Origin of the sequence: Chryseobacterium capnotolerans, from assembly GCF_021278965.1 — a bacterium.
GTDB classification, from domain to species: Bacteria; Bacteroidota; Bacteroidia; order Flavobacteriales; family Weeksellaceae; genus Chryseobacterium; species Chryseobacterium capnotolerans.
This window is the reverse complement of record NZ_CP065589.1, coordinates 943780-959108: the sequence shown is the minus strand read 5'-3', so window position 1 is coordinate 959108 and position 15329 is coordinate 943780. Positions and strand designations below refer to the sequence as shown.

The following is a 15329-nucleotide window of genomic DNA, read 5'->3' as shown; positions in this document are numbered from 1 at the left end:
TCCACCTAGTACAACTCTTAAAAATTAAAGTACAATTAATATAACCAGACAATATTTCATCTGATTATTAATGAAAATATTTTTGAAATTTAAAAACATTTTATTGTACACTTTGTACAGAAACAAAAAGGAATTTGTAATCCCTTCATTTCTAAATGAAGTAAGAATAAATTTTATGGTAGAATATACTTTTTTCTAAGTTTAAATATATTTTAATACTATATTATGAGCCTACTTCTTATAGGTGGAACTAAAACAGATATCTTATTAATAATACTTTATAATAAGCCTAATGATTGTGAATTTCTATAATTATAAACTGCTCCATTAATAACTTCTGAAAGTTTACCACTTGTGGCTTGTAATCTAGAAACGCCATATTGAGTAAGATCATCATTTGTATAAAGATTTAACTCATAAACTTTAGGATCTATTTGATTTTCATCTAAAAAAACAATAAAGAACTGAGGATCAGAAAATGATTTAGTTAAAGCCATAAACGGCCTTGTAATTGAGTAATTAATCTCTTGACAATATCTATTTATCAAAGATCTTAATTGCTTTTGATCTCCCCCCTCAAATATCCAATTATAAACACCTCCGATTGACAAGAACTCTTTAATTACAATTGGAAATTGATTTCCATTATTCCAAAGCTGTTCTAACTCCTGTATTTGTTGATTAGTCATTCCCGTGTTTGGCACTGTACTTAAGTCACTTAAATCACTTCTTGGATTTTGCTGAAAAAGTTTTAAATATTTTATTTCCATAATGTATAATTTTATAAGTCTAAGTAGTTTTTTCTTGATTCTTTCATTAAAAGTAATTTTGTATTCCCTTTAAAGGTAATTTTTAACTTATTTATACTTCCCGAATTAATGCTTTTAATAAATTCTGTAGTTGCTCCTAAATACAATTGACAACTTGGGCATGACCATAGTACACTAGTAGTTTCAATTTCTATAGTTTTACCATACGAATATAATTTAAAGTACTCATTAAGCATATGTTGTTCAGTATCGTTAAATCTGCTACTCAAAGTTGAACTCAATACGTCTTCTTTTGCAGCTTTTGTAAAATTCATAAATTCAAAATCTTTTGTTGCTATATGAATATTAAATTGACTTTCTATTTGATTCAGATTATCACCAAATAACTTATTCAGATTATTATAGGTTCCACTTATAAACGTCTTTTCTACTACTTTTTCTAATTGTCCATTAGCATTAAAAACCTTAAACTTTGTAGGCATAAAATTAACATTGCTAAGTTGTTCAATTAGTATGGCATCATTTTGATCTACTAAAAACGGCTTAAGTTTAGTTATATAATCATTTCTAATAATCTTAACATCATTAATAGGGATTTCAATTCTATTAATATTTCGTCTAAAAACTTTTCCCGATTCAGTGAAATTCAGTAATTTATTCCTTATATATAAAACTTCAAGTTTAGATTCATTATTTACATATTTAATGATTTCCTTAGTGTCTTTTATCGAAATAAAATTTTTGTAAGTAGCGGCTAAATCCTTACGTTGAGCTTGTTGTAATAAGTTTGCACACATAGTATTATTACTCATTTTGGTAAAGATATCATCTTCAATATTCTCAAAATCTTTTAAAAACTCCCAGCGCTCATCATTTCTTAATGCACGCAACCATTGTCTTAGCTTATATGGTTCATAATATTTAATGATAGTATTTGTCTTTGCATTACTTGTAATAACATCAATTGAATTTCTATCAATAATATTTTTTGCATATAGCTTTTCCCAGTTAGCAATTACTGCATCATCATTTAATTGTTGCAAAACATCGTTAGAAACACTTTTAAAATCCTCAAAAAAAACATTTTTTTTACCTTCTTCTAACCAAGAATCAAATTTAGATGATATTTTTTGATAAGGATTAATTTTGGTTCTAAAGTTATCTAATTGTGCTACCTCAACCCCTGCTAAACTGTTTACAGCATTTCTTACTTCTAATGGAAGGCTATCAAAATATATAGCTCCTTTTACTACCTTAGCCTGATTAATTGCTAAACTTTTTACTGCGAATGATGCACCAGCTCCCAATATAGTTAAATAGAAAAACATTTTGTGTAAAGCTTCATATTGTGTTGTATCTTCACCTGCATCAGCTTTTTGTTTCATATAATCATAATATCGTGTACATGTTGAACTCAACAGTGTAAATATTTCAGCACCTGAACCAAAACCTTCCAAAACAAGAACTGTATATGCAGTTCCTTGTCCTGCTTTAAAAGCCCTTCCAATTTCAGTGACATATCTTAAGTAGCTAAAATTTTTAATCATTCCTACTCCACCTGATATAAAAAACAAACCTACATCAAATGCAACTCCTAAAAGAAAATTAAGTGTAGCATCCATTTCTTTCATTAGTTGGTAATCTCTTGTATAATACCATAAAAAAGCTGGAATATAGGGAACCGTAGGGAAATTACCTTGAAAATTCTCATCAATTTTTAATCCATGTAAAGTTATAGGTTGATAAAGATGGAATGATAATAATTGAGGAAATCCTACTGTTCCAGCAGTTGTATCACCCTCACTATTACTATAAAATGTATTATTAGACATTGAGGATTCCAAAATAATACCTTTTAAAATAGGATTAGTATATGATCTCACTATAGATCTCACGATCTGGATATCATTTTGATTAGAGTAAGGCACATCAATCCCTTTCCACACAGTCCCATACTCAATAGTAAAATTGCTAATTTTATTCTGTACAGCATCATTATAATATTCTAATCCCTGCCCAGGAGTAAGAAAGAAAGATTGTGTATTAATATTATTTTCAGGGTTCATACTATTCGGAAAGTAATACATATTATATTTAGAACGTTTCCAGAGTTTGTATATCAAGAAAATATAATTGGTCCTGTAATCTTTTGTTTGTAAAAAGAACCCAATAATAGGTGCTATTCTCATTATTCTTCCTACACTAAATTTCTTTTCCAGGATCTCAAAATTGCTAAGATTATCATTACCAATCCGTAAAAGAAAGCTGAGAAATTTTTCTCCGTCTTCTGGGACGGAATAAAAAGAAGACATAATTCTCAAACATTGATCTTCATCTTCCTGTGAAAACCCTGGATTCTTTATGAAATCTTTGATCAGTTCTTCTCTAATGGAATATGGGAGTAATGATAATGCTGAAGGAGGCAATATACTTTTTAGTACTTTTAACCTTTCATCACTTCTCCACTTAAGTAACGCAGCTCCTTGTAATGGCGTTGTAAATGAATTATGATACCCCAAATAATAAGGAGAAGGATACATAAAAGAGTAATTAGATGGTGGCGGATTAAGTGGAAACAGCCCCATTTCGTTCTTCTCCCTTAAGTTATGATAAAAGTTGTCCAGTGCTGAACTGTAGTTCGAAAAAGCTTCATAATATCCATCATAGAAATAATCATTTTGAGGAATAGGGATAAGCTCTCTTGTATTACTTAAACCAGCAAATCCCCAGTCTCTTAATAAATGTCCAATAACCCGGTCAATCTCTTGAAATTTATATTCTTGTCCTATTTTCTGGTCAATTGTTCCATTTTTGGCAGCTTCTTCAATACTCGCAATAGGATCCATTGCAAGGATATCCAATACTTCCTGTCTAATCCAGTAAATAGCAAAACAAATATTCATCATCTTCATGTAAAGTACTTTTTTTGCCGACAATTGAAGATTTGTTGAAGTTCTTATTTTATTGAAATTCTTTTCAAAAAAATGACCTTCTTCTGTATTTAATCTTGATTTAAGAGAAACTGTTCTTACATTATATTTTGGACTTTGCAAATCTCCATTTACTACAGTAGGATAGGTAGTATAATCATTATACTGGATAGTATCATCTCCCATTTTAAAGGATTGCTCTAAAAAAGTATAATAGGTGCTAAGATTATCATCAAAAATAAGTCGTCCTATCTGAAAAATGTCCCCTGTAGATCCTAGCTCCAAATGATTATCAAACCAAACCGAATCTATGGTATTAATATTATGTAGCTCTTGATAAACTTTGATTGGATTATTTTTTAATTTTATAAAGTAAGATTTTTTTAGGAAACCTTGCCTTCCCTCTTTTCTTTGTGAATCTAAATAATAATGATTTCTTCCGGTAAATATATAGGTGTTTTCCAGATTAGGTACTGCATCATTGACAGTAAACTCGACTATTTGCCCTTCTGCATCAAATCGCATATTTGTCAAAGAATATGTAGCATTTTGTTTTCCTAATCTATCTATACCACTACTTTTTATGACTTGCCCTTTAGGCGTTAAAAATGCTGTACTCATATCTGTGGTAATTTCATGTTTTCTGATGCTCCTGAAAAATCGTAAGAAGAAGGCATCCATTTTGCGTATTCGTCCGAAGTAAATGTTACATTATCAAATGTATAAACATATACTTGTTGTGTTGGTTCAATGATAATTAACTTACCTGCCTGATCTTCACCGATAACCGACAACGAATATTTCTTATATGTTCTTTGCTCCTGAGACGTATAGCTTGCACTAGGATCTTCTAATAAGTTCCTAAAATAAAATTTAGGATTGTTAATCTGTTGCTGATTAATTAAGGGAATGAACAAAGAGTTTTCAGCAAATACTATCCCTAATATTTTTTACTTGAAACACTACCGTCTTCTAAATGTAAAGACAAACTTGTTACTCTTTTTCCCTCATTATCAGTATAAGTCACAGGCTGTAAATAATATGGTTTATCAGGAGTGTAAAAATTATTTATCTTATCATTATAAGAAATTGTTCCACTATTAGAATTATCCTGATATGCAGCTCTGCTTTCAAAAAATACACCTACGTTCTGTCGTATATTATTCAACAACGTCTCATAAGTAACCCTTTTCAAACTTTCCGTATCATTTTTCATGATCAGATCCTCTACTTTTTTAGTAGTCACTGTTGCAATATCTTTTCCTCCTGCTTTATTTTCAAAATCAATCAATAATAAATTCTGATCAATTACATAAACAAGTTCATTTCCTCCTTTCGACTGAATTTTTGGTGTTACATTAATTAATCCGAAGATGTCATCAATATCCTTCAAATCATACGTTGTGCTTACAATAGGATCACCTGGATTCGGGCCAGGAGTTTCAGAAGTAATTTTCACTGTTTTTCCTTCATAAATCAGTTGTATAAAAGAAGCAACCGTTTTACCGGCACTTGTTTTATCTAATTTGAAAGTAATAGGTTTCGTGAAATTGGTATCTGCTCCGTTACCTGCCTCCTGAAGTAAGTTTTTCCCTCTGATAAAATAATCCTCATTGGGAGTATCTTGTAAAACGCCTTGTTTTATATACATCGCAGCGGCATCGTTATTATCCGTTGTAAGCTGAACCACCAATGACGGTTGTGCAACCAGCTCTTTTACCGGCCAGCCTACCTCAAACTGATCTAAAGAAAGATTCGCAGTGGTGGGTCCAATTTTAATATTGTTGGTATTTCCTTCCAGATTCTGATTTCCATAGAAATTATAAGATCTCTGTCTGCTTCCCTGGATGTACAGATAGGTTGTATCGGTTGTTTTAAAGCCTGAAATCTGATTGGCGATTTCTTCTACCGTTTGCAGAACAGAATTATCACTCATATGAATCTTCCCTTTTCCCTGCGTATGTAAACCATAAAAGGCTGCAATATCTAAGAACTGAGTGGCTGTTTCTCTGATCAGCTTCTTTTTAAAAGCAGTATTGCCAATAGCTTGATCTAAAACGTGGTCTGCACTACGGGCAAAAGCCAGATTCAACTGAAATGGGTTTGGATCGTTCGCTACTGTATAGTCTCCCTCGTTTAATACGATATCAATACCTACATTTCCTGTAGCATTTCCAAGATGGGTTCCTCTTGGGATCATAGGCAGTTCAAAAGCTTTTTTGGAGTCTATCTCAGTGGTGGTAGTTCCGGTAGTTTGAACTTTAGAAATCTTAAGGAAATAATCATCAATAAGATCATCTGCTGACTGAGAATTTCCTACCGGAAACCCGATATGCTGAGCAGTAAACGGGGGTACAGTAATTCCCAGCATATTATAAAGACCTGTGAATTCTTTTCTGATGACGTCTACAAAGCCTGTTGTAGCTGTGGATTTGACAAGATCTCCTTCAAAGAAATCTGATCTGTTCAGGCCTCTGTATACGATATATTTGATCGCCAGTCCTTTAATCGGCTGATTAAAAGGCTTCAGGATCGCATTTACTTTAGTGGAATCTCCTCCACAAGGTTGTAAAAACACCTGTCCCTGGCAAATAGTATATATTTTGCCGGTACCGTTAAGGCTTACTTTGGAGGTGGTCCTGAATACAGTACCATTGGCTCCAAATTTTCCGTTCGTATCCTGACTAAATGTCTGTCCTTTCTCCAGAAAGAAGAAAGACTCCGGCAGAAGGTCAGGCCGTACGTTAAGCCCTTTGCTGTCGGGAGCTGTTGATAAGCTTCCCGATGGAATATTTTGTGGCATTTTTGTGATTTTTGGTGTTAATAAAAGATAAGACGGGTGTAATGATCAGTCTGATAAAACTGAAAAAGACTCTGAACCCTTAAGGTTACTGAAGGCTTTAAGAATAATAAGCCTGGTTATTTTTTAAAGAGTGTTTTCTTAAAAATTCGATATGATTTTTGTTCATGCATCTTAGCGGCTTCAATAATTTTTTTATTCAGAGTTTTTTTTAGGTTTTAACAAGTGTTCAATAAGAAGTGTTTTATTTTTTCCGGAAAAGACAAAACTCTCCCTGTACAATCATTCCGGTTGATTGTAGTATTGATTTTCACGGTGAAATAATCCCGGGATTATTTGGTAAAAATTACATATCCGTCTTTATCTTTTGGTAAATTTTGTAAGTTTCTCCAAGTTGCTTTGACCTTTCGTTCTCCTTTCCATATGGAGCTTCGTTCAAAATGCGGCAGGTCTTTAAAGGTTTTCCAGTTTCCGCCCCAGCTCCAGCCATGTTTGGCAAAGATTTTCACACATTCATACCAGTCTGCTACGCCATCATTATCCCAGTCTTTCGCAGTGTCCCAGCTTGCTGTTTTTCCGTCGATAATAAGGCAGATATCTACTGCTAATCCGTAATTGTGAATGCTTTGTCCGGCCTTGGCATTGGTGACTTTTTTTCCGGCTTTTGTTCTTCCCTGTGCGTATAATGCATCTTGTTCTTTAAAAGTTCTCATACCTTGGGTAATCCTCACTTTTGCTCTCCCGGTAAGGGCTTCGTCACATTCTTTTACAATTTGTGTGACTTCTTTCCTTACCAATGGATGGAGATTTTTTATTCTGTCTTCACTTGGTTTATCCATGGATGATTACTATTTTGTGATTTGGTGTTTGATTCTTTAGCAAAGGTATTTCAGGCTAACGCCAAAACTTGACGTGTTATATTGAATGATTAAAAAAATTGAAATTGTTTACTACAACTGGTTTGAAACTTTAAGTTTAGAAATGGTAAATATCATTAGGATAAGCAAGCGTACAATCATTTATAGTTTGTTCTTTAATTCTGAAACAAAAGTAGAGGGACTTAACGTCAAAACTTGACGCATTATATTTTTTCCTGGAAAATTTTTAACCATAGGGTATAGAATCTATCGAAATTGACCGTTTAATCAATTGATAATAAGGAGATTGTAAACTCCTATTTTATTATAAAACAAGAATCCGGCAATAGCATACTAAGTCTATTGCCGGATTTAATTATTTTGTATCAGTAGTGGAGCTACTTCTTACACTTACTGTAATCGGAAATAATTCTGATCAGGTTTTCTTCATTTTTAAGATCAAGGCTTTCATTTTTAAGCTGGTCGGAAACAGACTTACAATCTTTAAGATAGTCAGCCAACTTTTCAGAAAGTTTGTCGTTTGATCTGCTATCCAGCATTTGACCTTTAGGCTGAAGATCTGTTTTAATCACATATTTCCAGTCTTCAACAGGGTCCTGTAGTAGCATGATCTTATTTTCTTTAGCAATCAGCTTATAGAAATAGGAATTATTCCCATAAAGGCTTCCATAATTTTGCAGCTTTTTCATGAACTCTCCTTTTACATCCAGCCCGTAGTAACATTCCTCATTTCCATTGGGCGAAACACAGAAATGTACTCCTGAATCGGCATCATATACTTTGGTAGCCATACTGTTCATCCCAGGTAACCTTTTCTTCAGAGTTACACGCTGTCCAAACCGATCTGCTCCATCTTGAGGAAGTTTTTGCCCTGTTCTTTCCGGATCCAGCATTTCAAACCAGATGGTAATGGTACCTTCTGTTTTCTTTCCTGATTTCTCAACCAGATATCCCGGAGCGTCATATAAATTGATACTGCGGTTGACAGCATCATTCATTTTTGCCTGATGAAGCTCCTGGTTTTTATTGTAAGCCTGATGTTCCAGCGTATAGCCTTCAATAAAAAGATTAGCTACAAACTCGTTGATAAATGCATAGTCTGAAGGCGCATAAGGTCTGGTTGCTGTAAAGGTAAATTCATTGTTATCAAAGGTTTTTACCAAATACGTTTTCAACCCCTGATTGGTCTGATACATAGAAGCTACCTTTACCCCATCCAAATCAGTTACTTCCAGACAAGATCCCGTATTATTGAATCCTACACAGTTAAACGCTCTTGAATATCCAATAATTTTAGATTGAAAGCCTCCGTTATTAATCAAAATTTCTCCATTGGAACCCATTCTCGGATTATAGAGGCTTCTGATATTATCGAGTCTGCTTTTTCTGGCGTTATCCTCTGCAATACTGTTGGTTTTTGCAACCAGATATTTGTCGCCCAGATTTTCTCTCGGAGTAGTAAAGAACTTCTCCAATTCAGCCTTATCAAAACCATTTTCATTGAAAAGGTGATATTTTACAGCCAATTGATAAGCTACTATTCTATCTACCTTAAATGAAGTAACCAATACTTCATAAGGAATCTGAGTGGTTTTTCCATCTGCTGATTTCATATCGAGATAATAAAGAAACTGTTCTTTTGCTAACGTGACTCCCTTTAAATCGGCATCAAAAACCTTTTCATTCGCCAGGTTATAAAATTCAAAATGATCTCTGTAAGGGGATTTCAGGATTCCTACCTCCTTTTCATTGAATAGAATCTTATCTTTTTTCAACTGTATCTTTTGTGAAAATACTACTCCTGAAAGCATTAAAGTAAGAAATAAGTATATTTTCATGCTCTTTTTTTAAACAATCAGTTTTCGGCAGGGAAAATACGAAAAAATAGGGAAAAGGCGGGAAGTAGGAAGAGGGAGGATGGAAGTTACTTTTATACGGTAGATGTTTATTTGTCTTTTGATGAAGTTGATGCTATGATTAATTAAAAATAGATATATCTACAAGCGTAATCTGAAAATGGTAATATTGAGATTCTTCCTTCGTCAGAAATCAAAGATTATACGTAGTCAATAACAAAATACCAATAAAAAAATTTAATCAGATACTCTGGTTACAAGTACTTCCCTCTTCCAGCATCTAGCTTCCAGACTATTTAAATAACCACAAAAGTCACAAAAGATTTTAAACACTTAAGAGATTTTAAGTTTAAAGCTTTGAGCATAAAAAGTACACATAAGTTTTAGAAAATCTCTGATTTTCATATCCACAAACATCTGCAAAATTTGTGCAATCTGCGAGAGATTAAAAATCATCAGTATGCTTTATTTACCAACCATTATAATTCATTTCATCGCCCATCAAGCTATGTGATCCCTATGTGGTTTATAAAATAGATGTATTCTAACTACAAGTAACTTCCCTCTTCCAGCATCTAGCTTCCGGCCTCCCTAATTCTTCAGCCAGTTCAGGCATTCAGCGATCTGCATTTTACTGATAAATACCTCATCGCTTACTTCAGGCTTGGGAGAAAGCTTCAACTCTACTTTCTGACTTGAATGTTTGATGATCTCTGTAATGGCTTCCTTATTGATGATAAACTTACGGTTTACTTTAAAGAAAACCTGCGGATTCAGCTTTTGGATAATATCCTTGATAGTATCATCATAAATATAGGTCTGATTATCCATTGTGGTAAGAAAAAGGTATTTTCCCGAAGCAAAAAAATAGGCTGTATTCTGCTCATCTACAGATCTCAGCTTATTGCCTTCCCTCACCATAAAACGTTTCATTATTTCAGTATCTTCTCCCTGACGTAAGGTGGAAATAGATTTCAACAAAGGTTCGGGATCAAAATTATTTCTGATGGAAACAAATTTCTGTAATGCCTGATGGAGGTCTTCTTCTTCAAAAGGTTTCAGTACATAATCTATCGTAAAATGTTTGAAAACACGCATTGCATACTCATCAAATGCCGTAATAAAGATGATGGGAGCAAAAAGCTCTACCTGCTCAAAAATTTCCAGGCTCATCCCGTCACCAAGATGAATATCCATAAAAATAAGATCAGCAGAATCATTTTCAAAAAAGTCTATTGCCTTTTTTTTGGAACGAAGAACCACTATTTCCGTAACAGGAATGATGTTTTGTTTATCTAAAAGGTCTTTCAGATAATTAACAGCCAGCAGCTCATCTTCAATAATGGCAATTTTCATACTGCAAAAGTACAAAAAAACCGCTAGAACGGTTAAATTCTAGCGGTTTCAGGGGTTGTTAATATGAAGTGTTCTATAAATTAGGATTATTTTTTCTTGCACTCATCGGATATTCTATTGTATATCTCGGATCATTCTGCTGAAGAATATAGTCCTTACCGTTAATGGTATGTTTAATTTCTTTCTGGTTGGCTCTTCTCAGGTCAAACCATCTGTGTCCTTCTACCGCAAACTCTCTGGATCTTTCATCAAGGATGAAATTCATGAAATCTGCAGCATTCATTGGTACTATTGTATTCTGAACAGCAGTATATCCTTCCGGAGTATATCTGTTTTTAAGAACTTTAGATAAAATTTCTTTAGCTTCATCAAGTCTGTTCAGTTTCAATAATGCTTCAGATTTTATGAAATACATTTCTGTAGTTCTGAAGGATACTTTAAACTCTGAACTTCCTTTTTTAATGATTTTATACTGGCTGCCATTTTTTTCAAAAGCAAGTTTGAATCTTTTATCTGTACTGCTGTTGAATTTTGAGATCAATTCAGAAGAGGCAAAAGATAAGTTCTGTGCCGCACTGTCGAATACATCATCCAATGCCATAATAGACTCTACAGACATATAATGATGAGGTGCTGTAGTACTTGTATTCAGGTCAACCAAATCTCCTTTCATGGCTAATGCCTGTTCTGCATAATACAAAGCTTTGTTCCAGTCATTCTGATAAAGAGCTGTTCTGGCCTGTAAAGCCATTAATGCAATCTTGGAGAATCTATAATTGATTCCTGCTGTCTGTTTCTGTTCTACCATAAGACCTTCTGCCTTACTCATATCTGCATGGATCAGATTATAAACTTCCTGCACGCTGGATGGCTTTAATACAGCTTCAATATCCATTTCAAGACTGATCGGAACCCCTCTGTCTGTAGAAGCTGTAGCACTGTTGTATGGCTTCGCATATAGATTCACCATGTCAAAATAGGCATAGGCACGTAATGCATAAGCTTCTGCAAGAATTTGCTGCTTTTCAGGAGAGTCTGCCATTGTTTTGCTTCCTTCATTAATGATCTGGTTCAGATAAAAGATCACTGAATAAAACTTCACCCATGGGAATTCTAATGTTGCAGAATCATTATTGGTATCTTTCCACATCGCGATTTCACGATATACATTGAAATCACTGATATTTTCATTAACAGTTACCTCATCGGTACGAAGTACTGATAAAGACTTATGATTAGGATATTTTGCATAGGCTGAGGTAAGAACTTTACGGTAATCTTCAACAGTAGTCGGAATTACTTTTCCTTCAGGCTGAATATCTAAAAATCTGTCACATCCTACAGTGGTAAAGCTGATAACCGCCAATGCTATGATAGTTGTTATTTTTTTCATTTTTTCAAGTTTTAAAAAGAAACATTAAATCCTACTGTCACTGATTTAGCAATAGGCTGTGCATAAATATTACCATACGTTTCCGGATCAAAATATCCTTTGTATCCATTACTGAATACAAAAAGGTTACGTCCTTCCACACTCAGTCTCAAGCTGCTGATTCCCATAGGTGCCGTAAATTCTTTTGGAAGTGTATAGCCCAAACGAATACTGCTGATTCTTAGATAGCTGATCTCTTTAGCCCATACATCCAATAATCCATACGTGTTGGAACGGTTTCCAGCAAACCATTTATTAGCCATCCATCCATTAGGGTTTGCATCCATATCAGGGCTTGTAATTCCTGGTAATGATCCACCAGCTTCGTAGATTTCTCTGGTGTAGTTTCTTCCTCTATCCAGATCCATTCCTCTGTAAGAAGGAGTACGCATTACAGTCTGCTTAAAATTGAATGTCGCAGCAATCGTTAAATCAAAATTCTTAACCTTGAAGTTATTGATGATCCCTCCTGTAAATTTAGGATCTCTGTCTCCTACATAAGTAAACAGATTTCTCAGTTCTTTGTTTGTTAATTTTGTATCCACAAACTGCCCCGGAAGGAAGTCAGCATATACATCATATAATTTAAAGAATTCTTCAGCAGATACTTTTTCATTTCCTCTCCAGAATAGGGGGTTTCCGTAAGCATCCATTCCTGCTGTTTTTAAAGCAAACACTGCATTTACAGGAAGTCCTTCTCTGGATGGAAGAAACGCATTATCACGAGGTTGCTCACTCAATACGTTACTTTTATTATGAGCAAAGTTGATGGTAGTAGACCATTTAAAGTTTTCTTTATCGATGTTTCTTGTAGATAAAGCCAATTCAAAACCTTTGTTCGTAAGGCTTCCCCAGTTCATCATCGTATACTCAAAACCTGATTCAAGCGGTGTTTCCTTCATACTGATCATATCTGTTCCTTTTCTGCTGTATACATCTGCAGTAAGGTTAATACGGTTTTTGAACAATCCCAGATCAAGACCAAAGTTTACGTTCGTAGTTTTTTCCCAACGAAGTTTATCGTTGGGCGGGCTGATCACATTGATAACATCTTCTCTCATTCCCGGAAGAATATTGGCATAATTGTATTCTCCGATAAAGAATGGTGAAGTATTACGGTCAATATTTCCCTGTAAACCATAGGAAGCTCTAAGTCTCATGTTGGAAACAGGCGTTATATTTTTCATAAAGTCTTCCTTCGTTACCAGCCATGAACCGGAAACAGCCCATATCGGAAGGTATTTATACTTTTTATTGACTCCAAATAAGTTCGTCCCGTCATATCTTACACTTCCGAAGAAAGTATACTTCTGATCGTAAGTATAGGATGCTGTAGCAAACATAGATGCATAAGCATTCTCTACAGGCGGCATTTCGCGGTACGTTTCATACTTCTTTTCGGCAGCAAAATTCGCACTTGGGAACGCAATTGGAGTAGCAGTTCTGGTATTTTTGTTATACCCAAAAGCTCTGGTAAGCGTTGTGTTATCTTCTGTCTTACGAAGCTCCGTTCCTGCCATCAAGTCAATTTCATGTACAGAATTGATTTTGGTGCTGTAAGTTCCCTGTAATTTCCAGTTGTATTGGAAGAAATCGTTGTCCCAGTTTTGTTTAATATCTCCGGCAGGCAGGAAATATTTATATCCACCGTCTTTATAGTAACGGGTACCTTCCTTCATCTTCCTGGTAAAATACGTCTCTTGTCCGGCATATTTTTCCGTCTTGTTAGTATCATACTGAATACCTAACTGAGACGTGAATTTCAGATTTTTTGAAACTTTATATTCTAAATCCAAAATTGCTTTTAATGAATGGTTTTTCAGCGTATAACTTGTATTCTGTCTTTCTTCAAGGAAGTTGAAAGGAATATAAGTATCTGCAAAACCATCGATATCTTTATCATATCTGTAGCTTCCATCCGGATTAAACGGATTCATGTACGGATTAGCATTTCTTGAATAATTAATAGGGCTTGCAGCAGCATCTGCATCCGTCATAAATGATTCTTTCTCACTTTGAGTTCCGAAAACAGAGATCCCAGCCGTTAACTTATCGCTTAACTTATAATTATTCTTTAAAGTAAGGTTATAACGTTTAAATCCGGTACCAATCGTTGTACCCTCTTCATCATAATACCCTAAAGAGAAATAGTAATCTGAAGTTTCTCCCCCTCCGGAAATACTCACTCCATACTGTTTATTGATGGCGTTTCTGTATAACAGTTTCCCCCAATCAGTAGTGTTGTTTCTTAGCGCATTGATTTGGTTACGGGTCAATGGACTTAAAGCCCCCAGACCACCAGTCCTAAAATCATCAAGCTGGTTATTCTGAGTTAAAATTCTCATCACCTCCCCCTTTATCTGCACGGTAAGTAAGATCCGCACGCTGGGCAAGCATTAATTCAAGATCCACTTTCTCTGATGCGTTCATCAGGTTTAGTTTTTCAAAATCAGGACGGGCTGTTACGAAAGTATCTGCAGAGAAATTCAATCTCATGCTACCCTTCTTTCCTTTTTTTGTGGTAATGGAAATTACCCCATTCGCAGCTCTTGCTCCATAAATGGCTGTCGCCGCAGCATCTTTCAGGATGGTAATATCTTCAATATCATTTGGGTTCAATCCTGCAATGGAGAAGTTCTGAAGCTGATCGATATTATCCTTATCGCTGAAGTTAGGCACATCATTTCCTTCTAACGGAAGACCGTCAATTACCCATAGCGGATCCTGAGGTCCAGACAAAGAAGCTGTTCCACGGATTCTTATTTTTGCAGGTCCACCCGGCGATCCAGTTTCCGGAGTTACCACTACCCCGGCAATCTGTCCGGATAGCATCTGGTCTACACTTGCCACCCCAGCCTGGCTGATGTTATCCATTTTTACCGTAGCAACCGCTGAAGTCTGCTTACGCTTTTCAATCTTCTGATATCCGGTAATGATCACTTCCTGAATCTTGTTTTTATCTGAAACTTCAGGAACCAATCTTACGGTATAGTTGGTTTTATCTTCATTGATATGGATAATACGGGATTCGTATCCTGGAAAACTTACCAGAATAGATTTTGTTCCTACCGGAATTTCCAGTATAAATTTTCCGTCCTTATCAGCTACTGTACCTACAGATACACTTTCGATAATGCCGTCTAAATCAGTTTTTGTAGAAACGGACTGGGTTTCTATTTTTATAGATGCTCCTGCAATTACGCTGGAAGTATTACCGTCTTCTATCTTTCCTGTAATGGTCTTTTTTTCCTGAGCCAACGCAACCTGAGCAGCTAAAAGAGGTAAAAGGATTAGAGTTTTTTTCATT

At 34.9% G+C, this 15329-nt stretch carries 8 protein-coding genes and 1 pseudogene; all 9 read right to left on the bottom strand.

The genetic code is table 11. From position 1 onward, the window contains the following. Positions 1 to 278: 278 nt before the first annotated feature. A complete protein-coding gene (locus tag H5J24_RS04480) occupies positions 279 to 770 on the bottom strand; it encodes a hypothetical protein (RefSeq protein WP_068944210.1) in 492 nt (163 codons plus the stop codon). A gap of 11 nt (positions 771 to 781) precedes the next feature. After that, positions 782 to 4321, bottom strand: a complete 3540-nt coding sequence (locus H5J24_RS04475) for a hypothetical protein (RefSeq protein ID WP_068944211.1) — start codon at positions 4319 to 4321, stop codon at positions 782 to 784. Next, positions 4318 to 4617: a hypothetical protein gene (locus H5J24_RS04470; protein ID WP_232816064.1), complete on the bottom strand. Its 300-nt coding sequence runs from the start codon at positions 4615 to 4617 to the stop codon at positions 4318 to 4320. Before H5J24_RS04470 ends, H5J24_RS04475 begins: the two co-directional genes overlap by 4 nt. 23 nt (positions 4618 to 4640) lie before the next feature. Beyond that, a complete protein-coding gene (locus H5J24_RS04465; RefSeq protein WP_232816063.1) occupies positions 4641 to 6503 on the bottom strand; it encodes a hypothetical protein in 1863 nt (620 codons plus the stop codon). Between the two features lie 329 nt (positions 6504 to 6832). Continuing rightward, positions 6833 to 7339: a M15 family metallopeptidase gene (locus tag H5J24_RS04460; protein ID WP_068944213.1), complete on the bottom strand. Its 507-nt coding sequence runs from the start codon at positions 7337 to 7339 to the stop codon at positions 6833 to 6835. Between the two features lie 416 nt (positions 7340 to 7755). Next, positions 7756 to 9216 (bottom strand): hypothetical protein, encoded by a 1461-nt coding sequence (locus H5J24_RS04455; RefSeq protein WP_068944214.1) that lies wholly within the window; start codon positions 9214 to 9216, stop codon positions 7756 to 7758. A gap of 609 nt (positions 9217 to 9825) precedes the next feature. Next, positions 9826 to 10590, bottom strand: coding sequence for a LytR/AlgR family response regulator transcription factor (locus H5J24_RS04450; RefSeq protein WP_068944215.1), 765 nt, complete (start codon positions 10588 to 10590; stop codon positions 9826 to 9828). A gap of 73 nt (positions 10591 to 10663) precedes the next feature. Further along, positions 10664 to 11983 carry a RagB/SusD family nutrient uptake outer membrane protein gene (locus H5J24_RS04445; protein WP_068944216.1) on the bottom strand — a complete coding sequence of 440 codons (1320 nt, stop codon included), beginning with the start codon at positions 11981 to 11983 and terminating at the stop codon, positions 10664 to 10666. Positions 11984 to 11994: 11 nt separating this feature from the next. Then, positions 11995 to 15328, bottom strand: a pseudogene (locus H5J24_RS04440) (SusC/RagA family TonB-linked outer membrane protein). Between the last annotated feature and the right edge of the window lies 1 nt (position 15329).